30 protein-coding genes and 1 tRNA gene are annotated in these 26,544 nt (G+C 66.0%); 16 read left to right on the top strand and 15 right to left on the bottom strand.

The features are described 5' to 3' along the window. Window positions 1–10: 10 nt before the first annotated feature. Window positions 11–997 (top strand): YihY/virulence factor BrkB family protein, encoded by a 987-nt coding sequence (locus ACXYMN_RS00520; RefSeq protein ID WP_459011410.1) that lies wholly within the window; start codon window positions 11–13, stop codon window positions 995–997. Between the two features lie 351 nt (window positions 998–1,348). Here the strand turns inward: ACXYMN_RS00520 and ACXYMN_RS00515 are convergent, their stop codons facing one another. The 4 genes from ACXYMN_RS00515 to fabD form a co-directional block, all read right to left on the bottom strand. After that, entirely contained in the window at window positions 1,349–1,735 is a 387-nt protein-coding gene (locus ACXYMN_RS00515; RefSeq protein ID WP_459011409.1) for an ankyrin repeat domain-containing protein, read from the bottom strand. Between the two features lie 438 nt (window positions 1,736–2,173). Continuing rightward, the gene (locus ACXYMN_RS00510) at window positions 2,174–2,407 is read right to left on the bottom strand and encodes an acyl carrier protein (protein ID WP_459011408.1); all 234 of its coding nucleotides are present in this window, start codon (window positions 2,405–2,407) and stop codon (window positions 2,174–2,176) included. Window positions 2,408–2,604: 197 nt separating this feature from the next. Beyond that, on the bottom strand, window positions 2,605–3,342 hold the full coding sequence (gene fabG / locus ACXYMN_RS00505; RefSeq protein ID WP_459011407.1) for a 3-oxoacyl-ACP reductase FabG: 738 nt from the start codon (window positions 3,340–3,342) through the stop codon (window positions 2,605–2,607). Between the two features lie 167 nt (window positions 3,343–3,509). Then, window positions 3,510–4,439 carry an ACP S-malonyltransferase gene (gene fabD, locus ACXYMN_RS00500; RefSeq protein WP_459011406.1) on the bottom strand — a complete coding sequence of 310 codons (930 nt, stop codon included), beginning with the start codon at window positions 4,437–4,439 and terminating at the stop codon, window positions 3,510–3,512. 196 nt (window positions 4,440–4,635) lie between these two features. Here fabD and ACXYMN_RS00495 point away from each other — a divergent pair, with 196 nt between their 5' ends. Continuing rightward, the gene (locus ACXYMN_RS00495) at window positions 4,636–5,853 is read left to right on the top strand and encodes a cytochrome b/b6 domain-containing protein (protein ID WP_459011405.1); all 1,218 of its coding nucleotides are present in this window, start codon (window positions 4,636–4,638) and stop codon (window positions 5,851–5,853) included. Between the two features lie 305 nt (window positions 5,854–6,158). After that, on the top strand, window positions 6,159–6,608 hold the full coding sequence (locus tag ACXYMN_RS00490; RefSeq protein ID WP_459011404.1) for a hypothetical protein: 450 nt from the start codon (window positions 6,159–6,161) through the stop codon (window positions 6,606–6,608). 124 nt (window positions 6,609–6,732) lie between these two features. Here ACXYMN_RS00490 and ACXYMN_RS00485 read toward each other — a convergent pair whose 3' ends face one another. Then, window positions 6,733–7,326 (bottom strand): YceI family protein, encoded by a 594-nt coding sequence (locus ACXYMN_RS00485; protein WP_459011402.1) that lies wholly within the window; start codon window positions 7,324–7,326, stop codon window positions 6,733–6,735. Window positions 7,327–7,449: 123 nt separating this feature from the next. Next, a complete protein-coding gene (locus ACXYMN_RS00480) occupies window positions 7,450–7,689 on the bottom strand; it encodes a hypothetical protein (protein WP_459011401.1) in 240 nt (79 codons plus the stop codon). Between the two features lie 387 nt (window positions 7,690–8,076). Here ACXYMN_RS00480 and ACXYMN_RS00475 point away from each other — a divergent pair, with 387 nt between their 5' ends. The 4 genes from ACXYMN_RS00475 to rplI all read left to right on the top strand — a co-directional run bounded on the left by ACXYMN_RS00475 (window position 8,077) and on the right by rplI (window position 10,468). After that, window positions 8,077–8,676, top strand: a complete 600-nt coding sequence (locus tag ACXYMN_RS00475; RefSeq protein ID WP_459011400.1) for a c-type cytochrome — start codon at window positions 8,077–8,079, stop codon at window positions 8,674–8,676. A 518-nt stretch (window positions 8,677–9,194) separates the two neighbouring features. Beyond that, complete coding sequence (gene rpsF, locus ACXYMN_RS00470) at window positions 9,195–9,551, top strand: 30S ribosomal protein S6 (RefSeq protein ID WP_459012336.1); 357 nt, start codon at window positions 9,195–9,197, stop codon at window positions 9,549–9,551. A 26-nt stretch (window positions 9,552–9,577) separates the two neighbouring features. Beyond that, entirely contained in the window at window positions 9,578–9,805 is a 228-nt protein-coding gene (rpsR, locus tag ACXYMN_RS00465) for a 30S ribosomal protein S18 (RefSeq protein ID WP_115977905.1), read from the top strand. Between the two features lie 12 nt (window positions 9,806–9,817). Beyond that, window positions 9,818–10,468 carry a 50S ribosomal protein L9 gene (rplI, locus tag ACXYMN_RS00460; RefSeq protein WP_459011399.1) on the top strand — a complete coding sequence of 217 codons (651 nt, stop codon included), beginning with the start codon at window positions 9,818–9,820 and terminating at the stop codon, window positions 10,466–10,468. Window positions 10,469–10,811: 343 nt separating this feature from the next. On the opposite strand, the gene tig is transcribed toward rplI, so the two are convergent. Together tig and ACXYMN_RS00450 are read right to left on the bottom strand one after the other, a co-directional pair. Continuing rightward, a complete protein-coding gene (tig, locus tag ACXYMN_RS00455; protein ID WP_459011398.1) occupies window positions 10,812–12,143 on the bottom strand; it encodes a trigger factor in 1,332 nt (443 codons plus the stop codon). A 24-nt stretch (window positions 12,144–12,167) separates the two neighbouring features. Beyond that, window positions 12,168–12,252, bottom strand: a tRNA-Leu gene (locus ACXYMN_RS00450). A 168-nt stretch (window positions 12,253–12,420) separates the two neighbouring features. Between ACXYMN_RS00450 and ACXYMN_RS00445 the strand changes: the two genes are divergently transcribed. Next, window positions 12,421–12,921 carry a Hint domain-containing protein gene (locus tag ACXYMN_RS00445; protein ID WP_459011397.1) on the top strand — a complete coding sequence of 167 codons (501 nt, stop codon included), beginning with the start codon at window positions 12,421–12,423 and terminating at the stop codon, window positions 12,919–12,921. 65 nt (window positions 12,922–12,986) lie between these two features. Here ACXYMN_RS00445 and ACXYMN_RS00440 read toward each other — a convergent pair whose 3' ends face one another. Together ACXYMN_RS00440 and ACXYMN_RS00435 are read right to left on the bottom strand one after the other, a co-directional pair. Next, window positions 12,987–13,853, bottom strand: coding sequence for an NAD(P)H-hydrate dehydratase (locus tag ACXYMN_RS00440; RefSeq protein WP_459011396.1), 867 nt, complete (start codon window positions 13,851–13,853; stop codon window positions 12,987–12,989). 58 nt (window positions 13,854–13,911) lie between these two features. Further along, a complete protein-coding gene (locus tag ACXYMN_RS00435; RefSeq protein ID WP_459011395.1) occupies window positions 13,912–14,553 on the bottom strand; it encodes an NAD(P)H-hydrate epimerase in 642 nt (213 codons plus the stop codon). A 266-nt stretch (window positions 14,554–14,819) separates the two neighbouring features. Here ACXYMN_RS00435 and ACXYMN_RS00430 point away from each other — a divergent pair, with 266 nt between their 5' ends. Together ACXYMN_RS00430 and glnA are read left to right on the top strand one after the other, a co-directional pair. Further along, window positions 14,820–15,158 carry a P-II family nitrogen regulator gene (locus ACXYMN_RS00430; RefSeq protein WP_459011394.1) on the top strand — a complete coding sequence of 113 codons (339 nt, stop codon included), beginning with the start codon at window positions 14,820–14,822 and terminating at the stop codon, window positions 15,156–15,158. A gap of 46 nt (window positions 15,159–15,204) precedes the next feature. Further along, complete coding sequence (gene glnA, locus ACXYMN_RS00425) at window positions 15,205–16,611, top strand: type I glutamate--ammonia ligase (RefSeq protein WP_459011393.1); 1,407 nt, start codon at window positions 15,205–15,207, stop codon at window positions 16,609–16,611. Between the two features lie 116 nt (window positions 16,612–16,727). Here glnA and ACXYMN_RS00420 read toward each other — a convergent pair whose 3' ends face one another. Continuing rightward, window positions 16,728–17,795, bottom strand: a complete 1,068-nt coding sequence (locus tag ACXYMN_RS00420; protein WP_459011392.1) for a hypothetical protein — start codon at window positions 17,793–17,795, stop codon at window positions 16,728–16,730. Window positions 17,796–18,052: 257 nt separating this feature from the next. On the opposite strand from ACXYMN_RS00420, the gene ACXYMN_RS00415 reads away from it, so the two are divergent. Both ACXYMN_RS00415 and ACXYMN_RS00410 read left to right on the top strand, forming a co-directional pair. Continuing rightward, complete coding sequence (locus ACXYMN_RS00415; RefSeq protein WP_459011391.1) at window positions 18,053–18,856, top strand: lytic murein transglycosylase; 804 nt, start codon at window positions 18,053–18,055, stop codon at window positions 18,854–18,856. Window positions 18,857–18,960: 104 nt separating this feature from the next. Continuing rightward, complete coding sequence (locus tag ACXYMN_RS00410; protein ID WP_459011390.1) at window positions 18,961–19,830, top strand: hypothetical protein; 870 nt, start codon at window positions 18,961–18,963, stop codon at window positions 19,828–19,830. Here ACXYMN_RS00410 and ACXYMN_RS00405 read toward each other — a convergent pair. The 3 genes from ACXYMN_RS00405 to ACXYMN_RS00395 all read right to left on the bottom strand — a co-directional run bounded on the left by ACXYMN_RS00405 (window position 19,827) and on the right by ACXYMN_RS00395 (window position 21,818). Beyond that, the gene (locus tag ACXYMN_RS00405) at window positions 19,827–20,591 is read right to left on the bottom strand and encodes a heme-dependent oxidative N-demethylase family protein (protein ID WP_459011389.1); all 765 of its coding nucleotides are present in this window, start codon (window positions 20,589–20,591) and stop codon (window positions 19,827–19,829) included. The genes ACXYMN_RS00410 and ACXYMN_RS00405 overlap by 4 nt on opposite strands. A 74-nt stretch (window positions 20,592–20,665) precedes the next feature. Then, window positions 20,666–21,265 carry a biotin transporter BioY gene (locus ACXYMN_RS00400; protein ID WP_459011388.1) on the bottom strand — a complete coding sequence of 200 codons (600 nt, stop codon included), beginning with the start codon at window positions 21,263–21,265 and terminating at the stop codon, window positions 20,666–20,668. 82 nt (window positions 21,266–21,347) lie between these two features. Continuing rightward, window positions 21,348–21,818, bottom strand: coding sequence for a DUF6314 family protein (locus ACXYMN_RS00395; RefSeq protein WP_459011387.1), 471 nt, complete (start codon window positions 21,816–21,818; stop codon window positions 21,348–21,350). Between the two features lie 85 nt (window positions 21,819–21,903). Between ACXYMN_RS00395 and purB the strand changes: the two genes are divergently transcribed. From purB to ACXYMN_RS00375, 4 genes are all read left to right on the top strand, one after another. Continuing rightward, complete coding sequence (gene purB, locus ACXYMN_RS00390; RefSeq protein WP_459011386.1) at window positions 21,904–23,211, top strand: adenylosuccinate lyase; 1,308 nt, start codon at window positions 21,904–21,906, stop codon at window positions 23,209–23,211. 86 nt (window positions 23,212–23,297) lie between these two features. Further along, window positions 23,298–23,450 carry a hypothetical protein gene (locus tag ACXYMN_RS00385; protein ID WP_459011385.1) on the top strand — a complete coding sequence of 51 codons (153 nt, stop codon included), beginning with the start codon at window positions 23,298–23,300 and terminating at the stop codon, window positions 23,448–23,450. Window positions 23,451–23,591: 141 nt separating this feature from the next. Next, entirely contained in the window at window positions 23,592–24,677 is a 1,086-nt protein-coding gene (locus ACXYMN_RS00380) for a flagellar motor switch protein FliG (RefSeq protein ID WP_459011384.1), read from the top strand. Between the two features lie 77 nt (window positions 24,678–24,754). Then, window positions 24,755–25,702 (top strand): lysophospholipid acyltransferase family protein, encoded by a 948-nt coding sequence (locus tag ACXYMN_RS00375; RefSeq protein ID WP_459011383.1) that lies wholly within the window; start codon window positions 24,755–24,757, stop codon window positions 25,700–25,702. Here ACXYMN_RS00375 and ACXYMN_RS00370 read toward each other — a convergent pair. Further along, complete coding sequence (locus tag ACXYMN_RS00370; protein ID WP_459011382.1) at window positions 25,666–26,367, bottom strand: DUF1223 domain-containing protein; 702 nt, start codon at window positions 26,365–26,367, stop codon at window positions 25,666–25,668. The two genes, ACXYMN_RS00375 and ACXYMN_RS00370, sit on opposite strands and share 37 nt — an antisense overlap. Between the last annotated feature and the right edge of the window lie 177 nt (window positions 26,368–26,544).

The following is a 26,544-nucleotide window of genomic DNA, read 5'->3' as shown; positions in this document are numbered from 1 at the left end:
CGCATTCGGTATGACCAGAACACACCCCGGTGCGGATGCATCCAGACCGATCCAGATCCCAGGCCGTGGCTGGTGGCACATCCTCAAACGCGTCTATGCCGACGTGGTCGAGGACAACGTGATGGTCATCGCGGCGGGTGTGGCGTTCTTCGGCCTGCTCGCGATCTTTCCGGCGGTGACGGCACTGATCTCTCTGGCGGGCTATGCGCTCGACCCGAACGACGTGGCCGCCGAACTTGACGAACTGGCGACGCTGCTGCCCGAGAACGCGGCCAACATTATCCAGGACCAGGTGGTGCAGGTCACCGGCGGGTCGGACAGCGCCACCGGGCTCTTGTCGATCCTGTCGCTGCTGCTGGCGGTCTATGGTGCCACGCGCGGCGTCAAGACGCTGATGTCGGGCATCAACGTGGCTTACGGCGAACGCGAGCGGCGCGGCTTTTTCAAATTGAACTTCACCGCCTATGTGCTGACCTGCGTGCTGATTTTCGGCGTTCTGGTGTCGCTTGCGATGATGATCGGCACGCCTGCGGCGCTGGCCTTCCTCGGGGTGTCGATCTATGTCGAGACCCTGGTTCTGGGCGCGCAATTCGTGCTTCTGGCGCTGATGTCGGTGGGCGGGCTGGCGTTTCTCTATCGCTACGCGCCGTCGCGGCGGGCGGCCAAGTGGCGCTGGGTGATGCCGGGCGCGGTGCTGGCGACCCTGCTGTGGATGCTCGGGACCATGGGGTTTTCGATCTACGCCAAGAATTTCGCCAGCTACAACGAAACCTACGGCGCGTTGGGCGGCGTGATCATCCTGCTCACATGGATGTGGCTGTCGGCCTTCATCATCCTGCTCGGGGCCGAGGTCAATGCCGAGATGGAGCACCAGACCGCCCGGGATTCGACGCGCGGACGGGGCGAACGCCCGCTGGGCCAGCGCGGCGCGGTCAAGGCCGATACGGTGCCGGCGCGCTACGCCGACCAGCCCGGGAACGGCCCGCCCGCCACCTGAACCGCGGCGGCGGTACTGGCCCGAGCCAAGTCGGCGGTCCTGACCCGTATCCGGCGGCGCATTCCCGCGACACCGCGATGCCTCAAATGTCGCGCAACTATCCGCCCGCCCGTCACCGAGGCACCTGCGCCACAGACAAGACGTCGCAAGCACGACATGCCAGCCCGTGCCACCCGTCCAATGCCGCGTTATTTTTAACTCAATGCGACCTGTTTTCTGAATCCTGTCGGCAAGCCGTGCCCAGCAAAGCCGACCCAATTGTCAAGCATGTCTGACCCGGACCGGACCCACGACGCATGAAGGCCCGAGGCGCGGGACAAAGTTGCCGTTTGCAATACTACGACGATAAAATCACAGGTTGTCAAAACACCGTTGCATCTCGCCACCCAGTTCTACGGCCATTTCTTTGGCTGACTTCCCAAACTCAGATTTAGCTGCCGGATTCGCACCAGATTTCAAGAGCGCTTCCACAACTGTAATGTTTCCTCGGCTTACGGCGACATGAAGCGGCGTTTCTGACATGTCTCCTACGGCGTTCAAGTCGGCACCTGCCTCGATAAGTAACAGTGCTCCATACGTATTTTTGCGCCAAAGCATCACATGCAATGGCGTATCACCAACGGAGTCTCTGCTATCGACGTTAACGGGAGCTTCACCCATTTCGGCGGGAAACAGGGTTTCGGAACATGAAGAAAGGAGTTGATCCAAAGTCTCTCTGGATTTGAACTTCTTAGACATTATTCCTCCCGCGAGAATCGTTTTCAGTGCTCCAATAATACAGTAGGATTCCGCAATTCTTACGAAGAACATCAAGTCAATTTGGACTCTTCCCACGCCTGCGCTGCACCCGGAACGAATGGCTGCTTGGCCGGATCCTGCATGCAATCCGGGTCAGCGATCTGTCCCAAAAGTCGGTTTTGTCCGCCATCTGGCACCGTGCCCCTGTCGAGGCCGCCAATACGCGCCGTCCCGGGGCGGGTGACGCGGCCGCGCCCGGGCACGCAGTCCCGCCACACAGATACACCACACAGACCCGCCGCATGGCCCGGGTGCGGACCCGAGCCATCACCCGCACCGCCCCTTGCGCCGCTGCGCACCAATCGCCGCACGGCACAAGAAAAAACGGCGCCCCGATCCGGAGCGCCGTTTATCGTTTCGGTCGCAATCAAAAGGCGCTTACACGGCTTCCTTGATGAACTTCACGGCATCGCCGAAGGTCTGGATGGTCTCTGCGGCGTCGTCGGGAATCTCGATCCCGAACTCTTCCTCGAACGCCATGACCAGCTCGACCGTGTCGAGGCTGTCGGCACCGAGGTCGTCGATGAACGACGCGTTCTCGACGACTTTGTCTTCCTCGACGCCAAGATGCTCGACCACAATCTTGCGCACGCGATCTTCGATGTCGCTCATAGTCATTTCCTCATCGTTGTCCGGGCGCCTTGGCCCATTTTGCGCCACCCGGGTCGGGGTGATGCGGTGTCCCCGGTTAGGTCCGGAGGTGAAGGGTGTCGGGCCCGGAGTGATGTCCCGGTTCCAAAACTGGATGCGCTCATAACACAGCGCCTGTCAGAGGCAAACGGTTTCCGGGGCCGCCGTCAACCCACGTCTTACAGCATGGCCATGCCGCCGTTGACGTGAAGTGTCGTACCGGTGACATAGCCTGCCCCGGGGCTGGCCAGATAGAGCACCGCCGCCGCGATCTCGTCCGCCGTGCCCATCCGGCCCATCGGGATCTGCCCCATGATCTGGGCTTTCTGGTCGTCGTTGAGCTTGTCGGTCATCGCGGTCTCGATGAAGCCAGGGGCCACGGCGTTGACAGTGATGTTGCGGGTCGCCACCTCGTAGGCCAGCGACTTCGACATGCCGATCATGCCCGCCTTGGCGGCGGCGTAATTGGCCTGTCCGGGATTGCCGGTGGCCCCCACGATGGACGAGATATTCACGATCCGCCCCCAGCGCGCCTTCATCATGCCGCGCAGCACGCCCTTGCAAAGCCGGAACGTGGCGGTGAGGTTCACGTCGAGCACGCTTTGCCACTCGTCCTCGGACATGCGCATGAACAGGTTGTCGCGGGTGATGCCCGCGTTGTTGACCAGGATATCGACCGCGCCCATGGCCTCGGCTGCCTGTTTCGGCAAGGCTGTCACCGCGTCGGCATCCGACAGGTTGCAGGGCAGCACATGGGCGCGCCCGCCCAGCGCCTCGGCCAGCTCGTGCAGGGGTGCCTCGCGCGTGCCGGACAGGCCGACCGTGGCCCCGGCCTCGTGCAGCGCCCGGGCGATCGCCCCGCCGATGCCCCCCGATGCGCCGGTGATCAGCGCTGATTTTCCCGTCAGATCGAACATTGCAACTCTCCCGTCCCGGCGCGGCTGCCCCGCGCCCTGTCTGTTGTTCCCGCCCCGGCCTTGCGCCGGGGCCTCACACCCCGCCCGCTCGGTCGGCGCTGCGCGTCTCCTCGCCCCGGCCTTACGCCGGGCCTCACCCTGCCCCGGCCTTGCGCCGGGGCCTCGGATCACGCCGTCGCTGCCGCCACATCCGCAGGCGTGCCGATGGCGCGTGTCTCCGCGCCCTTGGCGATGCGCTTGACCATGCCCGACAGCGCCTTGCCGGCCCCGATTTCCCAGAACTCGGTCACGCCCTGATCGGCCATCCACATCACCGACTCGCGCCAGCGCACAGACCCGGTGACCTGCGCCACCAGCAGCGCGCGGATCTCGTCGGGGCTGCTGACCGCAGCGGCGCGCACATTGGCCACCAGCGGCACCCTCGGGGCGACGAAGGTGATATCGGCCAGGGCCGCCTCCATGGCCTGCGCCGCAGGCGCCATCAACGCACAGTGGAACGGCGCCGAGACCGGCAGCATCAGCGCGCGTTTCGCGCCCTTTTCCTTGGCCAGCACCGCGGCGCGTTCGACCGCGTCCTTGCTGCCCGAGATCACCACCTGCGCCGGATCGTTGTCATTCGCCGCCTCGCAGACGCCGTCCCCGGCGGCCTCGGCCGCGATGGCGCGCACCGCCGCGATATCGAGGCCCAGGATCGCCGCCATGGCACCCTGTCCCACCGGCACGGCCTCTTGCATCGCGCGGCCCCTGATCCGCAGCGCACGGGCGCAGTCGGCCACGCTGATCGCCCCGGCCGCGGCCAGCGCCGAATATTCGCCCAGCGAATGCCCCGCCACATAGGCCGCATCGGTGATCTTCACCCCCTCGGCCTCGAGCGCGCGCATCGCCGCCAGCGACGTGGCCATCAGCGCCGGTTGCGCGTTCTCGGTCAGGGTCAGCTGATCGGCCTCGCCCTCCCAGATCAGCGTTGACAGCTTCTGGCCCAGCGCCGCGTCCACCTCGTCGAAGATCGCGCGGGCGGCGGGATAGGCCTCGGCCAGGTCGCGGCCCATGCCGATGGTCTGGCTGCCCTGGCCGGGAAAGAGGAAAGCGCGGGTCATGTGGTCCTCCGAATGTCTGTCCCCCGGGGCCTCTCATGCGGGCCCGTTTTTGTCGGGTCGTCAAACGGTCTTAGCGGTCGCATTGGGGTTACGCAACGGGATGCGCATGATCTGTGCGCTGAGGCATGTTTGCATGCGCGGCCCGGATCGCTAGGTCACGAGCGACAGATCAGCACCTGCAACAAGGAAAATCCCGATGCCAGCCACCAACACCGCCACCCGCTATGGCTGGGTCGCGAAAACCTTTCACTGGACCGTGGCGCTTGGCATGATCGCCAATATCGCGCTGGGGCTCTGGGCTCAATGGCTGCCGCTGGCCACCGATGCCGAGGTCGCGTTCAAGACCACGGTCTTTTCCATTCACAAGACGCTGGGCCTGACCGTGCTTGCCGCCGCGATCCTGCGCATCCTCTGGGCGGTCACGCAGCCCAAGCCCGTGCCGCTCCACCCCGAGCGCCGGTTCGAGACCTTCGCCGCCGACACCGCGCATTGGCTGCTTTACGGCGCGATCGTCGCTATTCCCCTGACCGGCTGGGTGCATCACGCCGCCACCACCGGCTTCGCGCCGATCTGGTGGCCGCTTGGCCAGACGCTGCCCTTCGTGCCGCGCTCGGAGACCGTGTCAGAGGTCTTCTCGACGCTGCACTACCTCTTCAACGTCACGCTCTGGGTCACGCTTGCGGCGCATGTGGGCGGCGCGCTGAAGCACCGGATCGTCGATCGCGACGCCACCCTCGCGCGGATGCTGCCGGGCGACACCCAAGCCGGAACGCCCCCCGTGCCCCAATCCCATGCCCGGCCCGCGCTGGCCGCGCTCGCGGTCTGGGCCGTGGTGCTGGGCGGTGCCGGGGCAATGGGCTGGTTTGCCCCGAAGGACGCCGCCGCCGAGACCCAACTCGAAGACGTGGCCTCGGACTGGGTCGTCGAGGACGGCACCCTTGCCATCGTCATCCTGCAGAACGGGGCCGAGGTCACCGGCAGCTTCACCGACTGGACCGCCGACATCGCGTTCGAACGGCAGGACGCCCCGGGCACCTCGGGCGCGGTCACCGTCGAGGTTGCCATAGGTTCCCTCACCCTGGGCGCGGTCACCAGCCAGGCCATCGGCCCCGATTTCCTTGCCGCCGACAGCTTTCCCCGCGCCACCTACAGCGCCGATATCGTCAAGATCGCCGATGGCTACACGGCCGAGGGCACGCTGACCCTGAAAGGCATCGCCGCACCTCTGACCCTGCCCTTCCAGCTGACCTTCGCCGAGGATGGCAGCGCCGCGATGGAAGGCCGCCTGACGCTCGATCGCCGCACCTTCGACGTCGGCGCGAACATGCAGGACGCGGGCCAGCTGGGCTTTTCCGTCGAGGTTCGGGTCGACCTGATCGCCCGCCGCGCCGAGGCCACCGACGCCGGATCCTGACACCAGGCGCGACCACGCCGCCCGGCCCCCCGCACCTCCACGCCGCACCCGGCGCGCTTGCGTGCCCGCGCCGCACACCAGCGCCGCTGCCCCGGCCCCGCGCCGGGGCCGGGGATCAACCCGCACCGCAGCTCCGCGCCGCCGCACACCGGCACCGTGCCCCGGCCTCGCGCCGGGGTCTCCCCCGCGGATGGCCCGCGCTTCCAACCGGCATCGGCCCCGCTTCCATCATACCGTTGCAAAAATTCGCATTGATCCACCCGCTTCCCGGCGTAACATCAACGCCCGTCGACAAGGAGAGTATCATGCGTTTCATGACAATTTTCGCGATCCCTTTGGCGCTTGCCGCTTGCGCCGACACCAATATGCAGCCCGGCGTCACGAGCACCGGCCAGGACTTCGCGCTGACCGGCGTATCGGTCCCCGCGATGAACCGGGCAAACCTGTGTACCGATCTCGGTGGTCAGGGCACCATTCCCGCGATCACGATAACCCACTCCGCCGTGGCGGGCGTGCCGATCACGGTGCGGATGTATGACAACCTGTCGAACGGGGCTGTTTTCGAGCATGGCAGCACCAGGGTCATGTCCGATGCGGATGGCACGACGGTGGTGACCCATACCTTCCGGCCGCCCTGCAACACCACCGGCGGGGCCCGCAATTCCAGCTACAATTTCGACGTTGTCGCGGCGGGCGCCAAGATCACCCGACCCTGGGGCACCTACAATTCCGCAACCGGCGCCATCGGTCGCTGATGTCACGTCGCACCGGCTAAACAACAAAGACCCGGTGCACTCTGCGCCGGGTCCTTCAATCGTCTTCCGGGCATCCGCTCCGGACCTGCCCGCTTTCCCCCCGCGCGGCGCGGGCGAAACAGCCCTAGCGCAGCGTGGCTTCGTCTGTGTCGGACTTCATCGCCTCGATCGAGATCATCACCTGCACCTCGTCGGACACGTAGGGTGCAAAGGCCCCGACGTTGTAATCCGACCGCAGCACGGTGGTGGTGGCATCGAACCCGACCCAGGGCTTGTTCTCCATCGGGTGCGCCATCTGCTGGTTCAGCGTGGCATCCAGCACGACCTCTTTGGTCACGCCGTTCATCGACAGATCGCCGGTGATCTTGGCGGTCGTGTCGCCCGTCACCTCGATGCCGGTGGACGTGAAGGTCACCATGTCGCCCTCGTCCGCGCCAAAGAATTCGGCGGACATGAAATGCTCGAACCGGCCTTCCCAGCCGGTGAACATCGAGCGCACCGGGAACGACACCTCGACCGAGGAGTTCGCCGGCGCGTCCGCGTCGAACATGATCTCGCCCTCGAACCCCGAGAACATCCCGTAGCTCGTCGAAAAGCCGAGATGCGAATAGCTGAACACCACCTGGCTGTGGCTGGGGTCGAGGGTCCACTTTTCGGCATCGGCGAAAGCGGCAAGGGGAAGCGCGCTGAGCGCGGCGGCGACGGCAAACATCTTCATGAACAGTTTCTCCATTACGGTGCCGGATTGGCATCAACGTTCTGAACTATGTGGCCCGTTTGCCGCCCGGACCAAAGGCCTGTAACTCAACAGACCCTGTGGAGAATTGAACAATGGGTCGGTTCAGCGGGTGCGCCTGGCATGGCCCAGACCGGCCAGCCCCGCCGCCCCGAGAAAGACCGACAGCCCAAGCTTGATCAACGCCAGTTCCGGCAGATGCACGCCCGTGTCGACCAGCCAGATCCCCGGAACCGCCACAAGGCATCCCAGCCCCAGCATCCCGAACCAGAGCCGCGCCAGAAGCGACAGACCGACGGAAACCTCGGCGGGCTCGGTGCTGTGCAGGTCACTGACATAGGCCATGGGTCTGATCCTTGGAATTGTTTCTGATCCCGAGATAATCGGACAAATCGGACCGGATTGCGGCAGCACCGGGGAAATGCATGGGCAGACCCTGCGCTCCAGCACCGCGCAGTCGCGCGCTCACATCGCCCGCGTCGCGGCCTCACGCGACCGGGGGCCTGTCCGACCCGCCGCAGCCTCATCGGTGCCGCATCTTTCGAAACGGCCGGCGTCCTCCTTGCAACGCCCGCTTGCGGCCCGCAGCAACCCCCTGACCGGATGTGTGACGATCGCACGGCGGTGCATGCCGACCATCTCCGGACCCCGACCATCTCCGGGCAATGACTGCGCAGAGCCCGAGCTGTGCCCGAAAAGGTTTTCCCTGCTGCAGCGAAAAGGGCTTGCGAAGTGATCAATTTCGACGAACGAGCGCCGGGAATGGGTAGTGCCGGCTCTGGCCCCTGCCCGAGCCAGGCCAATGCGTCCGTTAGGGTTTGGAACAGTCGCGTATTCGGTTATGGTGCAAAGCTCATCCATCTCGTACTGAAAAGTGCGCAGTATGCTGCACCATCATTAACAGGGGATCCACCCATGGCCTTAAAGAAGATTCTGATAGCTACCGCGTTCGTTCTTTCGGCAAGTGCGGGTCAAGCGGAGGACTCCGCGATCGTGTTGGGCAAATCTGCATACGGAGCGCTTTGTGCGGTCTGCCACGGTGTCGACGGCAAGGGTGGAGGTCAGATCGCGGAACTGTTTGAGGTTGAGCCGCCCAACTTGACGAAACTCTCTGAACGCGCGGACGGGCGGTTTCCGTTTGCTGATGCCTATCAAACGATCGTCCTGGGCATGGAAGCGCCCGGCCACGGACCGTCCGAGATGCCGGTCTGGGGCGACTACTTCATGGCCGATGCGTTGGAAGACCGTGGCGTGAACGCAACTGATGCCATTTTCATCGCGTCAGGCCGCGCGTTTGCCCTGACAATTTATCTGGAGTCAATCCAGGAGTAAGACCCTGTGATCGCCATGCGGTCTCTGACCGATCACAAGACACAAAGCCCGGCCTTTCACGGCCGGGTGATTATCGCTTCGATCCGTTGCATCTGAAACACAATGCCACGACAGCGCATCGCCTGGGCACGCGGGGACATCCCATAGACAATTCGATTTCCGCTTTGTCCGCATCGTCGACATTTCCTGACTCATCGCGCCCGCAGGTTGCTGCGCGAGCGGCCTCCAAGGCCCCCTTCCCCTCACGAACGGACCGAAAATACTCCGGAGGTCCGGAGGCAGAGCCTCCGGCGCGGCCGCCGCGCGGCCGCGCGCCCCGGCCCCCCGATCGCCGCCACCCACCCTTCCGCTCCGGCCCCGATGCCGCAGTGCCGCGCAACCCTTGCGCCACGGCCCCATGCGTGTATACGGAGCGCTCCTTTCGCACGACACATCATCCCGCGCAGCACCTCGTGGCCAGGCGCGAAAGGATCAACGCCTGTCCGATGAAATGCGCCGAATACATGAACGGAGACCACATGCCGCTGTATGAGCATGTCTTTATCTCGCGCCAGGACCTGTCCAACACCCAGGCCGAAGGCCTCGTCGAACACTTCTCCACCATTCTCGCGGACAACGGCGGCACGCTCGTCGAGTCGGAGTACTGGGGCGTCAAGACCATGGCCTACAAGATCAACAAGAACCGCAAGGGCCACTACGCCTATCTGCGCACCGACGCCCCCGCGACCGCGGTGCAGGAAATGGAGCGTCTGATGCGCCTGCATGACGACGTCATGCGCGTGATGACCATCAAGGTCGACGCCCACGAGGACGGCCCCTCGGTCCAGATGCAGAAAAAAGACGAACGCGACACCCGTCGCGAACGCCGTAACTGATCGCACGAGAAAGAAGGACATAAACCATGGCAGCAAAACCGTTTTTCCGCCGCCGCAAGGTCTGCCCGTTCTCGGGCGACAATGCACCCAAGATCGACTACAAGGACACCAAGCTCCTGCAGCGCTACATTTCCGAGCGTGGCAAGATCGTGCCCTCGCGGATCACCGCGGTGTCGTCGAAGAAACAGCGTGAGCTTTCCCGTGCGATCAAGCGCGCGCGGTTCCTCGCCCTGCTTCCCTACGCCGTCAAGTAAGGAGAAAAGCAGATGCAAGTCATTCTTCTGGAACGCGTGGCCAAGCTGGGCCAGATGGGCGACGTCGTCGACGTCAAGCCCGGCTTCGCGCGCAACTACCTTCTCCTTCAGGGCAAGGCACTGACCGCCTCGAAAGAGAACATCGCCTCCTTCGAGGGCCGCAAGTCCGACCTCGAGGCGCGCAACCTCGAAACCCGCAAGGAAGCCGAGGCCGTGGCCGACAAGCTCGGTGGCGAGCAGTTCGTGGTGATTCGCCAGGCCTCCGACGGCGGCAACCTCTACGGCTCCGTCACCACCCGTGACGCCGCCGATGTCTGCTCCGAGGCCGGTTTCTCGATCGACCGCAAGCAGGTCATCATCCGCGATCCGATCAAGATCCTGGGCCTGCACGAGGTCGAGCTGAACCTGCACCCCGAAGTGATCACCTCGATCACCCTCAACGTCGCCCGTTCGCCCGAAGAGGCCGAGCTGCAGGCGTCCGGCCGCTCCATCCAGGATGCCGCCGCCGAGGAAGAGGCGCAGGCCGAGTTCGAGATCGCGGAACTGTTCGACGATCTGGGCGCGGCCCAGCTCGACGAGGAAGAAACCGAAGTCGAGCAAGCCACCGGCAAACCTGCGGTGCAGGAAAAGTCCGAATTGGACGACGCGCGCGACGACCGTTAAGCCGACACCGCCATCCGTGTCGACTTGCAACCCGCGGGAGCCCACCCTCCCGCGGGTCTTTTTGTGCCTCATTCGCAGTGCCGGGGCCTGCGCGTGACCTGACGCGCGCCGTTGCGATCCGCCCCCGCCCCGGACCCGATCCGGGCCTCGCGCCACACGGGCCCCGGACCCGATCCGCGGCCTCACCGGCCCCCCCACGCAACAGCCGAACCACCCGACGTCATTCCCTGGCCCTGGGCTCGACCCGAAGACCACCAACCCAGCCGCACCTTGGCCCACACACCGCACAAACAATAAAGGGCCGCCCCGAAGGACGGCCCCGTTCACCGGACAGCGCGTCGGATCACTCGTCGTCAAGCGCCTCGACGGCCTTCTGAAGCTCTTCCTTCGAGACCTCCTTCTCCGTCACCGAGGCCTGCTCGACCACGTGGTCGATTACCTTGTCCTCGAAGATCGGCGCGCGCATCTGCTGCTGCATCTGCTGGTTCTGCCGCACGAAGTCGAAGAAGGCGCGCTCCTGGCCCGGGTATTGCCGCGCCTGATTCATGATCGCCTGGGTCATCTCGGCATCGGTGACCTGCACCTCGGCCTTCTGACCCAACTCGGCCAGCAACAGGCCCAGACGCACGCGCCGCTCGGCCAGCTTCTGCTGCTCGGCGTCCGGCGCGATCTCGCCGTGCTCGTGGCCCTGATCCTCGGGGTGCTCTTCGTGGTAGATCTGGTGCGCGATCTGCTTGGCCTCGGCCTCGACAAGGCTCGGCGGCAGGTCGAAGCTGACCAGCGCGTCCAGCGCATCCAGCACCTGGCGCTTCATCACCTGGCGCGCCGCACCGGCATATTCCGCCTCGAGCCGCTCTCGGATCTGGCCCTTCAGCGCCTCGAGATCCTCGGCCCCGAACTTCTCGGCCAGCGCATCGTTGATTTCGGCGGCGACCGGCTTTTTCACGGCCTTGACCGTGACGTCGAAGACCGCGGCCTTGCCGGCCAGGTTCTCGGCACCGTATTCCTCGGGGAAGGTGACCTCGACGGCGGTCTCGTCGCCTTCCTTGACACCGACCAGTTGCTCCTCAAAGCCCGGAATGAACGAGTTGGAGCCCAGCACCAGCGGGTAATCCTCTGCCGCGCCGCCCTCGAAGGGTTCGCCGTCGACCTTGCCGAGGAAGTCGATCACGACCTGATCGCCGTCCTTGGCCTTGGTGCCCTTCTTGCGGTCCTGGAAGTCCTGCGCGGTCTCGGCAAGGTTGCCGAGCGCCTCGTCCACATCCGCGTCCGACGCCTTGGCGACCAGCTTCTCGATGGTGATGCCCGACAGATCCACCTCGGGCACCTCGGGCAGCTTTTCGTAGTTCAGCTGGACGTCGACGTCGTCGCCCTCGGCCCAGTCCTCGTTGGCCATCTTGACCTCGGGCTGCATCGCCGGGCGGTCGCCGCTGTCCTCGAAATGCTTGTTCATGGCACCGTCGACGGCTTCCTGCATGGCCTCGCCCATCAGGCGCTGGCCGAACTGTTTCTTGAGCAGGGCCATCGGCACCTTGCCCTTGCGGAAGCCCTTCATCTCGACCTCGGGCTGCGCCTCGGTGAGCTTTTCATTGACCTTCGCGTTCAGCTCATCGGCCGTCACTTTGATCGCGTATCCGCGCTTCAGGCCTTCGTTCAGGGTCTCGGTGACCTGCATGTCGGTGTCCTTTTTCTCATCCTCTGGTGCGGGTGGAGGGATTTGAACCCCCACGCCTTGCGGCGCCAGAACCTAAATCTGGTGCGTCTACCAATTTCGCCACACCCGCCAATATCCAAACGGGGCCGGACATTGCCCGACCCCAGTTGGAGCGCTCTCTAGCAAAGCGCAGGGCCGGATGCGAGAGGAAAAATGGGTTGAGAAAATGCGCGACATTAACCGGATCTTGGCATATCGTGGCTGAAAAACTGAGGCAGGAACAGACAGGACAGCGCCTATGGAACCGAAAACGGTCCGGCGCGCATCGGGGGGCACAGCCCCCTTGCGCCACGACTCCATCCGCCACATGCACAACGCGCTTGCCGCGGGCACTTCCGTGCTTACGCTCGACGGGACCATGCCGGTGGAATATCTCTCGCCCGGCGATCGCGTCATCACCCGCGACAGCGGCATGGCGGTGCTTTGCGACGTGATCATCCGCAAGGGGCCGGTCGATGCGGTCTCGATCCGCGCGGGCACCTTCGGCCATACCCGGCCCGATCAGGACGCGCTCATGCCCGCCACCCAGGAAGTGCTGATCCGCGACTGGCGCGCCAAGGCGCTGTTCGGGTCGGACCGGGCCCTGGTGCCGGTCGCGCGGCTGGTCGATGGCGAATTCGTCCGCGCCCTCGGGCCGCGTGAGATGACGCTGGTCGCACTGGTCTTCGACGCCCCGCATATCGTCTATGCCGACGGGCTCGAGGTCGCCGCCGCACCCCCCGTCCCACACGACGCCTGACCCCGCGGTGGCGCAATTTTAACTAAAATTGCGTTGCGAGATTTTAATTAAAATCTCGCCCGCGCTCAGCAACCGAGGTCGCGCAACACGCCCGGCAGCGCCTCTGGCAGGTCTTCCGCCACCAGCCCCGGCCCGAACCGGCGCGCGGCCGCGGCGTGCAGCACCGCGCCATACCCCGCCGCCTCGAGCGGTGCGATCCCGCGCGCCAACAGCCCGGTGATGAACCCCGCCAGCACATCGCCCGCCCCCGCGGTGGCAAGCCAGGGGGCCGCGTCAGGCCCCGTTGCGCGGGCCAGCAGCGCGCGTCCGTCCGGGGCCGCGATCACCGTCTCCGCCCCCTTCAGAAGCACCACCGCGCCGGACCGCGCCGCCGCCTGCCGCACCTGCGCAAGCCGGTCCGCCCCCTCCGCGAGGTCGGGAAACATCCGCGCGAACTCTCCCGCATGAGGCGTCAGTACCACACCGTCGTGAAGACGCGCGAACAGCACCGCCGGATCGGGCGCGAAGGCCGTCAGCGCATCGGCGTCCAGCACCACCCTGCGCGCCCCGCTGCGCCCGGATCCGCCCGCCAGCGCCACCGGCACCAGCGCCGCCGCCCGTTCAAGCCCGAGCCCGGGCCCGAGACACAGCGCATTGAGCCGCGCATCCTCCAGCAGCGCCGACAGCGCGTCCGCGTCATCGCAGCGCCGCAGCATGATCGCCGTGATCTGCGCCGCCACTTCCTGCTGCGCCGATCCCGGCACAGCCAGCGTCACCAGCCCGGCCCCGATCCGCAGCGCCCCGCGCGCCGCCAGCCGCGCCGCCCCGGTCCGTCCGGCACCCCCCGACACCACCAGCGCGTGACCGTGATCGTACTTGTGCGCATCCGCCGGTTTGGTCAGCGCCGCCCGCACCCCCGGCCCGACCGTCACATCTCTTGGCGCGTGATACATGGTGCCCCCAAATGTTCCGCCGCCCCGCACCCGCCGGGCCGCACCGGTCTGACGGGCCTCACAGCCCGATATCGACGATCGCGATGCGCGCATCGCCCAGCACGTTCATCGCATGGATCGGCTTTTTTGCATGGAAGGTCACCACAAGATCCGCCGCCAGCGGCTGCGTCGCCAGGGTGGCACCGGTATCGGCGTCGTATCCCGTCGGCAGGTCCACCGCGACGATGGCCGGGCGCGTTTCGACCCGCGCAAGCAGCGCCTGCACCGGTGCCAACACCGCGTCGAGCGGCGCGCGCTGGCCGATCCCGAACAGCGCATCCACCAGCACCCAGGCCTCGCCCGGGTCGATCCTCAGCGCCTGCAGCGCCCGGTCGTCATAGGGGTCGACCGCGCCGATCCGGCACCACGCCGCATGGTTGGCCGCCGCATCCGGCGGCAAACCGTCTGGCGCGCCCAGCAGGAACACCGCCACCCGCCAGCCCGCCCCGGCCAGATGCCGCGCCACCACGAAGCCGTCGCCGCCGTTGTTGCCCGGCCCGCAAAGCACCACCGCGCGGCGCCGATCGGGCCAGTTGCGCCGGATCTCTTCCGCCACGCCACGTCCCGCGCGCTCCATCAGCGCGCGCCCGGTCACCGCCCCGCGCTCCATCGCCCCGCGTTCCAGCGCGCGCATGGCGTCCGAGGTCAGCACGTCCTGCATCGCCCGGCCCCCGCGCCTGCACCCGCACCTGCACCCGCACCTGCAACCGCACCTGCACACGCAACTGCACCGGCCCCCGCACGCGCGCCGACCGATCCCCCCGGCCCCCGCGATTCATTTCCGCCTGATTTTTGAGCATGTCGCACAAGAATTGACCTCGCCTATTTTTAAGGCATTCTCCACACCGGAAATCCGCTGTCTGCCAATTGTCCCTTCGCCGGGGACGTGGTCTGCAGCGTCTCAAACGGAACACCAGGAGGCAAGGCATGAAAAAGATCGAAGCGATCATCAAGCCGTTCAAGCTCGACGAGGTCAAGGAAGCGCTGCAGGAGGCCGGTATCCAGGGTCTCAGCGTGGTCGAGGTCAAGGGCTTCGGGCGGCAGAAGGGCCATACGGAGCTCTACCGCGGCGCCGAATATGTCGTCGACTTCCTGCCCAAGGTGAAGATCGAGGTCGTGCTCGATGACGATCAGGTCGACGGCGCCATCGAGGCCATCGTCGACGCCGCCAAGACCGACAAGATCGGCGACGGCAAGATCTTCGTCAGCCCGGTCGAACAAGCCATTCGCATCCGCACCGGGGAAACCGGGTCGGACGCGCTTTAACCCGTCAAAGAAACACACGTTACTTTTAATGGAAGGAACCCGGGGAATGAGCATAGACGCAGTTCTCAAGCTGATGAAGGACGAGGATGTCGAGTACGTGGACGTCCGCTTCACCGATCCGCGCGGCCGGTTGCAGCACGTCACCCTGATCGCCGACGAAGTCGACGAGGATTTCCTCGAGGAAGGCTTCATGTTCGACGGCTCCTCGATTGCCGGCTGGAAGTCGATCGAAGCCTCCGACATGAAGCTGATGCCCGACACCGACACCGTCTATGTCGACCCGTTCTATGCGGAAAAGACGATCTGCCTGCACTGTTCGGTGGTCGAGCCCGACACCGGCGAAGCCTATGAGCGCGACCCGCGCGGCACCGCCGAGAAGGCCGAGGCCTATCTCAAGTCCTCGGGCATCGGCGATGTGTCCTACTGGGGTCCCGAGGCCGAGTTCTTCCTGTTCGACAACGTCAAGTTCTCGAATTCCATCAACAAGGTCGGCTACGAGGTCGACGCGATCGACGGGTCATGGAACACCGACGCGGATTTCGAGATGGGCAACACCGGCCACCGCGCGGGCCTCAAGGGCGGCTACTTCCCGGTCAACCCGGTCGATCACGGCCAGGACATCCGCTCCGAGATGCTGTCGACCATGAAGCGCATGGGCATGAAGGTCGACAAGCACCACCACGAGGTGGCGTCGTGCCAGCACGAGCTTGGCCTCGTCTTCGGCTCGCTGACCGAACAGGCCGACCACCTGCAGAAGTTCAAGTACATCATCCACAACGTGGCGGATGCCTACGGCAAGTCGGCCACCTTCATGCCCAAGCCGATCTACGGCGACAACGGGTCCGGCATGCACTGCAACATGTCGATCTGGAAGGACGGCAAGCCGCTCTTTGCCGGTGACAAATACGCCGACCTGAGCCAGGAAGCGCTGTGGTATATCGGCGGCATCCTCAAGCACGCCAAGACGCTGAACGCGTTCACCAACCCCTCGACCAACTCCTACAAGCGCCTGATCCCCGGCTTCGAGGCCCCCGTGCTGCGCGCCTACTCGGCCCGCAACCGCTCGGGTTGCATCCGGATCCCGTGGACCGAAAGCCCCAAGGCCAAGCGCGTCGAGGCCCGCTTCCCCGATCCCTCCGCGAACCCCTACCTGTGCTTCGCGGCGCTTCTGATGGCCGGTCTCGACGGCATCAAGAACAAGATCGACCCGGGCGAGGCGATGGACAAGAACCTCTACGACCTGCCCGCCGAAGAGCTGGAAGGCATCCCCACCGTCTGCGGCTCGCTGCGCGAGGCGATGGACGCACTCAAGGCGGATCACGAGTTCCTGCTGGCAGGCAACGTGTTCACCAAGGACCAGATCGACGGCTATATCGACCTGAAGATGGAAGAGATCCAGCTTTACGAGCACACGCCGCATCCGGTCGAGTTCCCGATGTACTACAGCTGCTGATCGCTCGACAGTCCCAGGCAAATTCAAAGGGCGTCCCTCCGGGGGCGCCCTTTTCCCTGTCGTCGATCAGGTCCCTGCCGTCGATCAGATCCGTACCGTCGATCCGAACCGCGCTGTCATCCTCCGGCGAATGGCATGTCCGGATGCCGCTCGGGGATACGTCCCGACGCGATGATCGCCGCGCGTTCCGCGTCCTGCGTCTGCACCGCGGATGAAAAGACGGCCGCGTGCGTCAGCGACGGCGGAAAGGCGATCCTGCCGAGGTCGAGCCCGGTCTTCCGGGCCCACAGGCTCCGCAGCTCCGGCACCGCCTCCAGCCCGTGCAGCGCGGACAGCGCCGGGCAGTTGTGAAACCACAGATGGTGAAGGCTGACATTGCCCCGGCCCGTCTCGATGGCCTGCAATTTTGCCTGATCCGATACCGTCAGTCGCTGAAGGCCGGGGAACCGTTGCAGATCCCCCAGATCGGACAGGCCGCGGACCATGGTCAGCGCGATGTCCTCGATGGCCGGCAGATCGGTGATCTCGGCCAGCGACCCCGCCGACCCGAGCATGAAGCCCAGCGACCGCAAGCCTCGCATGCCGTTCAGAAAATCGCAGGACACAGTCGTCGAGGGATTGAAGCTGAACTGCGCAAGCCCGGGCAGTGTACCGACCGCCGCAATGTTCTTCTTGTGCCCGTAAAGCGCCAGGCCGCGCAGCTTCCCTGCACCGCTCAGAGGCGCAAGATCAAGCGCCTTGGTGTTGGTTTCCTCGATCGACAGATAGGTCAATTGCCCCAACGGCAGGCGGTGCAGAAGCTGTTTGTCCGCAAGCCCGTAGACCCCGAGTTCCAGATGTACCAGCTGCGGCAGCTCGCCGATGACGGCCAGGTTGTCCGCGTCGTCGCGGATGCAATTCACGATCAGGGCGCGTATTTCCGGCAGATCCCGCAGAACGGTCGCGTCGAATCGGGTGCGCTCGTGCCCGTAGAAGCGCACGATCAGCCTGTCCCCCCAGGTCTCGCACAGCCGTCCCAGGCGGCGCAGGTAGTCACGCCGCGCGACCGGCGGCCCGGCGATCCCGCTATGCAGGGACAGGGGGCGCAGACGGGCGCTCAGCGGCCTGTCGAATTGCACCTGGGCGATCCCGTTCCGCTCGAGGTCAGCCGCGATGTCGTCCAGATCGTTGACGGTGGTTTCCATGCTCGCGGGCCCGATCCTTGACGACAACTCACCCAGTCACGAATATTCTGATCCGCGCGTCAAAGTCCAACGGCTTGTAACGGACCCGGCTGCCATGGCCGTCCTCGGGCGGGCCGGTTTCGCCGGCTTGATCCCTGCCCGACCGCCGACTTGCCCACCGCCCGACCCCTGCCCGCCTGCCGCGCGAATGCGGCTTTTCCAAAGCGACATTTCCGCGTAACCTTTGAGCAACCTGTCATTTTCGCCATGAGGTCCACATGCGTCGCCGCCTTTCCCTTCCTGCCCTTGCCATCGCCACCCTCTTGGGCGCCACCGGTGCCATCGCCGCACCCTGCAGCAATACCGCCTCGGGGTTCGATGCCTGGAAGGCCGATTTCGCGCGCGAGGCGCAGGCAGCAGGCGTCGGCCAGCGCGGGTTGCAAGCCCTTGCGGCCACACGGTATTCGCAGTCGACCATCAATGCCGACCGGAACCAGAAAAGCTTCCGTTACTCGCTCGACAAGTTCATGCAGGTGCGCGGGGCCGACACCATCGTCGCCCAGGGTCGCAAGCGCAAGGCGCGCAATCCCGGCTTTTACGCATCGCTCGAACGGGCCTACGGCGTGCCCGCCGGTGTCCTGATCGCGATTCACGGCATGGAGACGGCGTTCGGCGGCTTCATGGGCGACACCCAGGTGGTCTCGGCGATCACCACGCTGGCCTTCGATTGCCGCCGCTCGGATTTCTTCAAACCGCACGCCCTGGGCGCGTTGAAGCTGGTCGACCGGGGCTCGATCACGGCCTCCACCAAGGGGGCAAAGCACGGCGAACTGGGCCATACCCAGTTCCTGCCGGGCAACGCGCTGCGCTACGGGGTGGACGGCAATGGCGATGGCCGGGTCGATTTCTACAACGAATCGGACGCGCTGGCCTCGACCGCGAATTTCCTGCGCCAGAAGGGCTGGCGGCCCGGGGCCGGCTACCAGCAGGGCCAGCCGAACTTCAACGCCATCAAGCAATGGAACGCCGCCACCGTCTATCAGCAGGCAATCGCGATCATGGGCGCGCGCATCGACGGCTGACCGGCGAACGCTTCAAAATCGGCGCAAAGGCGTGCGGCTTTGGCCAAAGTTTGACCCAAATGCAGGGCTAGGGTCCGGTTAACCCGAAAACAGCTGGTTGACCCATGACCCTGCCCGTTCGCCCCCATGCCGCCCTTGCCGTTCCCAGCCTGACCGGGATCGAGCCGGAACGTTTTTTGCGCCTCACCCGCGACAGCCTCAAGCGGTTCGATGCGCCCAGCGGCGAGGCCCCCAAGGCCTCGGTGCGCCACAGCGCCGTCGCCTCGGACACGTTGATGGTCAAGATCGACATCGACATTTCCCCCCGCGACGGGGCCCGCATCGTGTTTCGCGTCGCCCCCCGGCCCCGCGCCTCGGCGCCCTGCATCGACAAGAGCGTCGAGATCCTGTCGGACATCGTGCTGCATGCGCTGCAATTCGTCGACGCCACCCATGTCGAATGGCTGGACGAACGCACCCTGCTCAGCCCCGAGGAGTTCCAAAGCTCGTTCTCCTATGTCTCGCCCAAGCGCGCCCGGCGCGAAATGGTCGATGCCCCGATCACCGAACGCTCGGTCGACGAGATCGAGGAAAGCCTCTCGCGGATGTTCGAAAGCAGCCCGCCGGTGACAGAGCCCGGACATGGTGCCGAACGCGCCGCCCGCGTCGCCGCGGCCCGGCAGGCGGCGCAGGACACGCTCAAGACGCGGCGCGACGGCGGCGCGACGGACCCCGATGCGGATGCCGATGCCCTGTCCGCGGGTACGATCCCCGGCAGGTCGCGCAAGTCGCGCACCGCCCGCGACGCTGACATCGACACCGATGCGGACATCGACGCCATGAACATCCCGGACGACCGCCCGTCCCTCTTGCAGCGGATTGCGGTCGCGCTGCACCTGCGCCGCCTGGCACAGGTCTCGGCGCTTGGCGGTGTCGGTCTGGCGCTGTGGAAGACCGGCGTTTTCGCCCCGGTGCTCGACCTGGTCGGCGGCTAGCGCCCGGCGTCGCGCGGACCGGCATCCTCTTCGGCCCGGCGCATGTCGTCGGGGCGCAGCACAAAGGTGTGGATCGAGAACACCACCGCCCGCGTCCGTGGCAAGCGCATCAGCACCTGCCGCTCCGAGCGGACGACCCCGGCCCCGCCCGCCCGCGGTGCCGCACCCGCCGCGGGTTCGGGCTGGAACAGCGCCCCGGTGTCATGTTCGACCGTGTTGTAGCGCCAGATCGGACGCCCCACCTGCAAGCCGTCGCACAACCGCTGCACCCGCCGCGCCATGGCGTCGTCATAGGCGCGCACCGGGTCATGGATCGCGCCCAGCGGTCGCATGAACTTGTCCGACAGACGCCAGCGCGACGGAAAACACAAAGAGGCCGCGGTCAGCAGATGCTCGGGCCCGCCGCGCTTTTCCAGCAGCAGCAGGTCCTCCTGCACCAGCCGTGTCAGCGTGCCCATCGCGTCGTCCGCGTCCAGCGGCACGCTTACCCCGTCCGGGCGCGTCACGGTTTCGCCGTGGCGGCGGTAGCCCCCGGGCAGATGCGCCAGCACCATGGCCAACAGCTCGTCGACCGCGGGCCGCGCGCCCGCATCCACCTGCACCACGGCGTCCCGCCGGTCGCGCAGCAGCGCCTCACGTTCGGCCATCTGCGCGGCGAAGGCATCGTCGACCAGCAGCCAGGGCGCATCGCCCAGGGGCCGCGTGCCGGGCAGGCGCACGCTGCGCGACACCGCGTAAGGCAGGCTTCTCTGCAGGATCATAGGGACGGCCCCCCAACGCAAACGGCGCACCGGATTGCCCCGATGCGCCGCGATTTCCGGACTGCGGTGAAAGCTCAGCCGCGGGCGCGACCGACGGCTTTCCAGGCCAGCGGCAGAACCAGCGCGGCCAGCGCCAGCTTGATGCCGTCACCGATCAGGAACGGCCAGAGGCCCCATGCCAGGATCGGCTTGTCCCAGCCAAAGAGCATGCCCAGCCAGATCAGGCCCGGCAGGTAGATCAGCACGGTGCCCAGCACCATCGCGCCGGCCATCTTGCCGACCGACCGGTCCCAGCCCGCGCGCGCCAGAACGCCCAGCGCCACGGTCGCCAGCACGTAGCCCAGAAGATAGCCACCGGTGCCGCCCATCATGTAGCTCAGGCCCGCGCTTTCCGCCGACGAACCGGCGAAGACGTCAAAACCCAGCGCGCCCACCAGCATGTAGCCAAGGATCGTCACCAGACCCAGCCGCGCGCCATAGGCCGCCCCGATGGTCAGCACCGCGAAGGTGCCCATGGTCACCGGCACCGGCCACATCGGCACCCGGATCTTGGCCGCAACCGCCAGCACCACGATGCCCAGCACCACAAGGGCGACCTGCTTGACCCGCAGCGCGGCACCTTCATTGGCACCGACCATGTCGGCAAGCACATTGCGTTCGATCGCGAAATTCATCGGGATGTCCCCTTCCTGTTCCTCGTCATTGCAGATGTTTTGCCGTCTGCGCCCCAGTCGTGCAAGGGCTAACACGCAAGCGCTAGGCGTCCTCGGCCGACCGGTCGCGCACAAACAGCGTCTCCATCCGGTAATCCTTGCGCGGGCCCGACACCTCCCATGTGACCGACCAGAGCGGCCAGTCGCCCAGATCGTAGGACACCGTGTATATGTCCGGCTCGCAGTGATGGGTGTCGCGGGGCGCGCGGTCCGGCAGGCCGATCACGTGGAAGGGCCGACCGTCCTCGAACAGCACCGCGATGCCGCGCGGGCAGGCCCGCCACAGATAGCGCCGCGTGCCCTCGATCGGGGGCTGGCCGGGCATGTCCAGCGTGACCTGTTCCTCGTATCTCAGCATGTCGCCGTCGCGGGTCAGCCGCAGGGTGCCGCGCCCCTGTGAGATCTGGCCCAGTTTCCGGTCCGTGATCTTGCGGCGAAACCGCCATACGCCTTCGAAATCGAACAACTCGAACGGAAGATCAGGTGCAGGGCAGGTCGAAAGCCGGATCGCCATGGGTGCCTCCCTTCCCTTGTTCATGCTGCACCTGCAGTCTATGACCTGCGCCAACCCTGAGACAAGTCCGGAAAGGCTGACCCCGATGATTCCGCGTTATTCCCGCCCCGAGATGGTTGCGATCTGGGCACCCGAGACGAAATTCCGGATCTGGTACGAGATCGAGGCCCATGCCTGCGACGCGCAGGCCGATCTGGGGGTGATTCCCCGCGAAAACGCCGCCGCCGTCTGGAAGGCCCGGGACGTGGAATTCGACGTCGCCCGCATCGACGAGATCGAGGCCGTGACCAAGCATGACGTGATCGCCTTCCTCACCCATCTCGCCGAGATCATCGGCAATGACGAGGCCCGCTTCGTGCATCAGGGCATGACCTCGTCGGATGTGCTCGACACCACGTTCAACGTGCAGCTGGTGCGCGCCGCCGACCTGCTGATCGCCGATATCGAGGCGCTGCTCGCGGCGCTGAAACGGCGCGCCTATGAACACAAGGACACGGTCCGCATCGGCCGGTCGCACGGCATCCATGCCGAACCCACCACCATGGGGCTGACCTTCGCGCGCTTTTACGCCGAGATGGACCGCAACCTTGCCCGCATGAAGACCGCCCGCGACGAGGTCGCCACCGGGGCGATCTCGGGCGCGGTCGGCACTTTCGCCAATATCGACCCGGCGGTCGAGGAACATGTCTGCGCGCAACTCGGCCTCAAGCCCGAACCGATCTCGACCCAGGTGATCCCGCGCGACCGCCACGCCGCCTTCTTCGCCGCCATGGGCGTCGTCGGTGCCTCGATCGAGAATATCGCGACCGAGATCCGGCACATGCAGCGCACCGAGGTCCTGGAAGCCGAAGAGTTCTTCTCGGCGGGCCAGAAAGGCTCCTCGGCGATGCCGCACAAGCGCAACCCGGTCCTGACCGAGAACCTCACCGGCCTTGCCCGCCTCGTGCGCATGGCCGTGGTCCCCGCGATGGAGAACGTGGCGCTTTGGCACGAACGCGACATCTCGCACTCTTCGGTGGAACGCAACATCGGCCCCGACACCACCATCACGCTCGATTTCGCGCTGGCGCGGCTGACCGGCGTGATCGACAAACTGGTGGTCTATCCCGACAACATGCTGGCCAACATGAACAAGTTCAAAGGCCTCGTGATGTCCCAGCGGGTGCTTCTGGCGCTGACCCAGGCCGGCGTCAGCCGCGAGGATTCCTATCGCCTGGTGCAGCGCAACGCCATGCGGGTCTGGGAAGAAGGCGCTGATTTCAAGACCGAATTGCTGGCCGATGCCGACGTGACAGCGGCGCTGACCCCCGCCCAGATCGAAGAGAAGTTCGACCTCGGCTATCACACCAAACACGTCGACACGATCTTCGCGCGGGTCTTCGGCACCGACTGAAACGCCGCCCGCCGCGCGACAATTCGCGTTTTGACGCCGGGTCAGGCCGTGCTATCTTTCGCTGACCCAGAAGGAGAAGCGACACGATGATCCGAACGGCACTGACGGCCATGGTCCTGACCCTGGCAACGACGGTTTCGGCCCTTGCGGCCTGTGGCCACGACGAGGCCCGGATGACCTGCGCCGAAGGCATGGTTTACGACACCGAGACCGGAACCTGCACGGTTGTCAGCGGCTGACAGGCCGCGACAGCACCGAAATCCTGCAAAGGGCGGCCCGAGGGTCGCCTTTTTTCATGCGATTTTGCCGGTTTGGTGAAGATTCCTTAACCCCCGGGTTCTAGCAGTTAAGACATCCTAGCACCGGACAGATTCCGCCTGATGTCTTCGCTGACCCCCTTCCTGCCGCAACCGTCGGCCCTGTCCGGCCCCGCCGCGGCGCCGCGCGCGCCGACGCGCCGGCCGCTGACGCTCGGGCGGCGGGCCAAGGCCGCGATCGTGGTGCAGTTCATCCTCAACGAAGGCGCCGAGGTGCCGCTGGCGTCGCTGCCCGACGCGCTGCAGACCGAACTGACCCACCAGCTGGGCACCATGCGCTATGTGGACCGCGCCACGCTGAACGCCGTGATCACCGAATTCGCCGACGAGCTTGAGGAAGTCGGCCTGTCCTTTCCCGGCGATGTGGCGGGCGCGCTGTCGGCGCTTGACGGGCGCATCTCGCCGCAGACCGCCGCGCGCATGCGCAAGGAAGCCGGGGTGCGCCGCATCGGCGACCCGTGGGAACGGATCGGGCGCGAATCGTCGGAAACGCTGGCCAAGCTGGTCGAAACCGAAAGCATCGAGGTGGCGGCGGTCATGCTCTCCAAGCTCGATGTGTCCCGGGCGGCGGAATTGCTCAGCCACCTGCCCGGCCCCCGCGCCCGCCGCATCACATACGCGGTCTCCAAGACCGGCGGCGTGACGCCCGAAACCGTCGACCGGATCGGCCTCAGCCTTGCCGCGCAACTCGATGCCCGCCCGCCGCGCGCCTTCGCCAAGGACCCGGTCGACCGCATCGGCAGCATCCTCAACTTCTCGAAGTCGACCACCCGCGACGATGTGCTGACCGGCCTCGACGAAACCGACAGCGCCTTCGCCGAGGAAGTGCGCCGCACCATCTTCACCTTCGAGAACATCCACACCCGTCTCGCCCCCGAAGACGCCCCCAAGGTCACCCGCGATGTGGCCAACGACGTGCTGGCGCTGGCCTTCGGCGGGGCGCTCGGCGAACAGGAAAACCGCTCGGTCGACTTCCTGCTGGAAAACCTGTCGCGCCGCATGGCCGCCACCCTGCGCGAGGAAAGCGCCGAACGCGTTGGTGCCCCGCGCGCCGATGTGGAGGCGGCGCAGGCCCAGGTCGTCGCCGCCATCCGCGAGATGGCCGACAGCGGCGAAATCCAGCTGCGCGTCCCCGGCGACGCGGAATGAACCCGCGACTTGCCGCCCCGCGGCCCCCGTCCTAAGACAAGGGGCTGTTACCAGCTGTCACAGGATGAGGCCGCGGCGTGCAAGACCCCAAGGATGACGACGACACCGCCCGCCCCCGGGGCAGCTGGTCCGACTGGCTGGTCGACCGGGCGCTGCGCGGTCTGATCCGGGCCGCGCTCTGGCTGCCGTTGCGCTTCCGTCTCTGGCTCATGGGCCGCACCGTCGCCCGGGTGATCGCGCCGCTGACCGGCTACCGGGCGCGCGCCGAGGCGAACCTTGCCCATGTCTGGCCCGACATGCCCGCGACCGACCGCCGCCGCATCGCCAATGCCGTGGCCGACAACGCCGGGCGTACCATGATCGAGAATTACGGCGTCGCGGAACTGCTGACGCGGATGGCCGACGCGCCACTTTGCGGCGACGGCCTGCCCGCCATCGAGGCCGCCCGCGCGGCGGGCAAACCGGTGCTCTTCGTCACCGGCCATTTCGGCAACTTCGAGGCCCCGCGCGCCGCACTGGTGGCGCGCGGCTACCGGATCGGCGGTCTTTACCGCCCGATGTCGAACCCGTTCTTCAACGATCACTACGCGCGCAACATGCACGCGCTCTCCGGCCCGGTGTTCGAGCAGGGCCGCCGCGGCACCATCGGTCTTGTCCGACACGTCCGCGAGGGCGGCATGGCGGTGCTGCTTTTCGATGTCTATGACAGCGCCGGGGAGACCTTCGATTTTCTGGGCCAGCCCGCGCCGACGCTGACCTCGGCCGCCGAGATCGCGCTCAGGACCGGCGCGCTGCTGGTGCCGTTCTTCGGCATCCGCAACCCCGACGGCCTCACCTTCACCTGCGTCTTCGAGGCCCCCGTCGATCACAGCGATCCGCTGACCATGACCCGCGCCATCAGCGCGCGGCTGGAGGCGCGCATCATCGCGGATCCGGCGCAGTGGTTCTGGATCCACCGGCGCTGGAAACCCAAGCGCCAGATGAAACGTCAGCGCAAACGGGCCGCCGCCAGCACCGGGCCGTGATCGGGCTTCTGCACCAGCACCACGATCGGGGACGTGCCCGCCACGTCCGCCTTGCCCTGATACCGGCCCTTGCCATCCCAGCGCGCGATTGTCGTCCAGTCGGTCACCACATGCGAATAGGCCAGCGTGTGCCCGGCATTCTCGCCGTGCTCGATGGCGACGTTCCGGTGCGGCGCATAGCGTACCAGATGCAGATCGACCGCACCCACCGGGGACGTCGCGTCCAGCGTCACCGTCAGGGTGCCGCCGGTGCGCGCGATCAGGATGCCGACCGGGTTCGGACGATCCTCCTGCCGGTCGATGATCGCGGTGACGTCCATCGGGCGGTTGCCGACCACGTCGAACTCTCCGTCGATGATCATCTGCGGCGTATAGATCGACCGCCGCCCGGACGCCTGGGCATAGCCCTTCTGGCGCGCGGTAAAGGCCGGTTTCGCAAAACTGTCCTTCCAGCCGATGTAATCCCAGTAGTCCACGTGCAGCGCCAGCGGGATCACGTCGTCGCGCGCGGACAGCTCGGCCAGCAGCGCATCCGCGGGCGGGCAGGACGAACACCCCTGCGAGGTGAACAGCTCGACCACGACCGGCATGTCATCCGCACGCGCGCTCGTGCCCGATACCAGGGCCGCGACCGCGAGGACGCACAGCATGGGACGCATTGTCATGTTTCGATACCTCGCTAAGGTGTCTTGTCGATGTAGCCATGGCGACGTGAAATGAACAATCAAGGAATTGCGATTGTGCGCGAGCGGAAGGCAACCGTGTCCCTCGGGAACTTTTTTGTGCACTATGGTATACATTTTCGCCCCTGCCCCCTTGATCGGCGGCACCGCATCGGGCAG

The organism is Roseivivax sp. CAU 1753 (assembly GCF_054482575.1).
Note: the sequence above shows the minus strand (reverse complement) of the source record. Positions and strands in the feature narration are given on the sequence as shown.

Excerpts from the sequence above, each read along its gene's own strand:
- ACXYMN_RS00520 (WP_459011410.1), top strand. The coding sequence starts at position 11 with ATGACCAGAACACACCCCGGTGCGGATGCATCCAGACCGATCCAGATC.
- ACXYMN_RS00515 (WP_459011409.1), bottom strand. The coding sequence starts at position 1,735 with ATGTCTAAGAAGTTCAAATCCAGAGAGACTTTGGATCAACTCCTTTCT.
- ACXYMN_RS00510 (WP_459011408.1), bottom strand. The coding sequence starts at position 2,407 with ATGAGCGACATCGAAGATCGCGTGCGCAAGATTGTGGTCGAGCATCTT.
- fabG (WP_459011407.1), bottom strand. The coding sequence starts at position 3,342 with ATGTTCGATCTGACGGGAAAATCAGCGCTGATCACCGGCGCATCGGGG.
- fabD (WP_459011406.1), bottom strand. The coding sequence starts at position 4,439 with ATGACCCGCGCTTTCCTCTTTCCCGGCCAGGGCAGCCAGACCATCGGC.
- ACXYMN_RS00495 (WP_459011405.1), top strand. The coding sequence starts at position 4,636 with ATGCCAGCCACCAACACCGCCACCCGCTATGGCTGGGTCGCGAAAACC.
- ACXYMN_RS00490 (WP_459011404.1), top strand. The coding sequence starts at position 6,159 with ATGCGTTTCATGACAATTTTCGCGATCCCTTTGGCGCTTGCCGCTTGC.
- ACXYMN_RS00485 (WP_459011402.1), bottom strand. The coding sequence starts at position 7,326 with ATGAAGATGTTTGCCGTCGCCGCCGCGCTCAGCGCGCTTCCCCTTGCC.
- ACXYMN_RS00480 (WP_459011401.1), bottom strand. The coding sequence starts at position 7,689 with ATGGCCTATGTCAGTGACCTGCACAGCACCGAGCCCGCCGAGGTTTCC.
- rpsF (WP_459012336.1), top strand. The coding sequence starts at position 9,195 with ATGCCGCTGTATGAGCATGTCTTTATCTCGCGCCAGGACCTGTCCAAC.
- rpsR (WP_115977905.1), top strand. The coding sequence starts at position 9,578 with ATGGCAGCAAAACCGTTTTTCCGCCGCCGCAAGGTCTGCCCGTTCTCG.
- rplI (WP_459011399.1), top strand. The coding sequence starts at position 9,818 with ATGCAAGTCATTCTTCTGGAACGCGTGGCCAAGCTGGGCCAGATGGGC.
- tig (WP_459011398.1), bottom strand. The coding sequence starts at position 12,143 with ATGCAGGTCACCGAGACCCTGAACGAAGGCCTGAAGCGCGGATACGCG.
- ACXYMN_RS00445 (WP_459011397.1), top strand. The coding sequence starts at position 12,421 with ATGGAACCGAAAACGGTCCGGCGCGCATCGGGGGGCACAGCCCCCTTG.
- ACXYMN_RS00440 (WP_459011396.1), bottom strand. The coding sequence starts at position 13,853 with ATGTATCACGCGCCAAGAGATGTGACGGTCGGGCCGGGGGTGCGGGCG.
- ACXYMN_RS00435 (WP_459011395.1), bottom strand. The coding sequence starts at position 14,553 with ATGCAGGACGTGCTGACCTCGGACGCCATGCGCGCGCTGGAACGCGGG.
- ACXYMN_RS00430 (WP_459011394.1), top strand. The coding sequence starts at position 14,820 with ATGAAAAAGATCGAAGCGATCATCAAGCCGTTCAAGCTCGACGAGGTC.
- glnA (WP_459011393.1), top strand. The coding sequence starts at position 15,205 with ATGAGCATAGACGCAGTTCTCAAGCTGATGAAGGACGAGGATGTCGAG.
- ACXYMN_RS00420 (WP_459011392.1), bottom strand. The coding sequence starts at position 17,795 with ATGGAAACCACCGTCAACGATCTGGACGACATCGCGGCTGACCTCGAG.
- ACXYMN_RS00415 (WP_459011391.1), top strand. The coding sequence starts at position 18,053 with ATGCGTCGCCGCCTTTCCCTTCCTGCCCTTGCCATCGCCACCCTCTTG.
- ACXYMN_RS00410 (WP_459011390.1), top strand. The coding sequence starts at position 18,961 with ATGACCCTGCCCGTTCGCCCCCATGCCGCCCTTGCCGTTCCCAGCCTG.
- ACXYMN_RS00405 (WP_459011389.1), bottom strand. The coding sequence starts at position 20,591 with ATGATCCTGCAGAGAAGCCTGCCTTACGCGGTGTCGCGCAGCGTGCGC.
- ACXYMN_RS00400 (WP_459011388.1), bottom strand. The coding sequence starts at position 21,265 with ATGAATTTCGCGATCGAACGCAATGTGCTTGCCGACATGGTCGGTGCC.
- ACXYMN_RS00395 (WP_459011387.1), bottom strand. The coding sequence starts at position 21,818 with ATGGCGATCCGGCTTTCGACCTGCCCTGCACCTGATCTTCCGTTCGAG.
- purB (WP_459011386.1), top strand. The coding sequence starts at position 21,904 with ATGATTCCGCGTTATTCCCGCCCCGAGATGGTTGCGATCTGGGCACCC.
- ACXYMN_RS00385 (WP_459011385.1), top strand. The coding sequence starts at position 23,298 with ATGATCCGAACGGCACTGACGGCCATGGTCCTGACCCTGGCAACGACG.
- ACXYMN_RS00380 (WP_459011384.1), top strand. The coding sequence starts at position 23,592 with ATGTCTTCGCTGACCCCCTTCCTGCCGCAACCGTCGGCCCTGTCCGGC.
- ACXYMN_RS00370 (WP_459011382.1), bottom strand. The coding sequence starts at position 26,367 with ATGACAATGCGTCCCATGCTGTGCGTCCTCGCGGTCGCGGCCCTGGTA.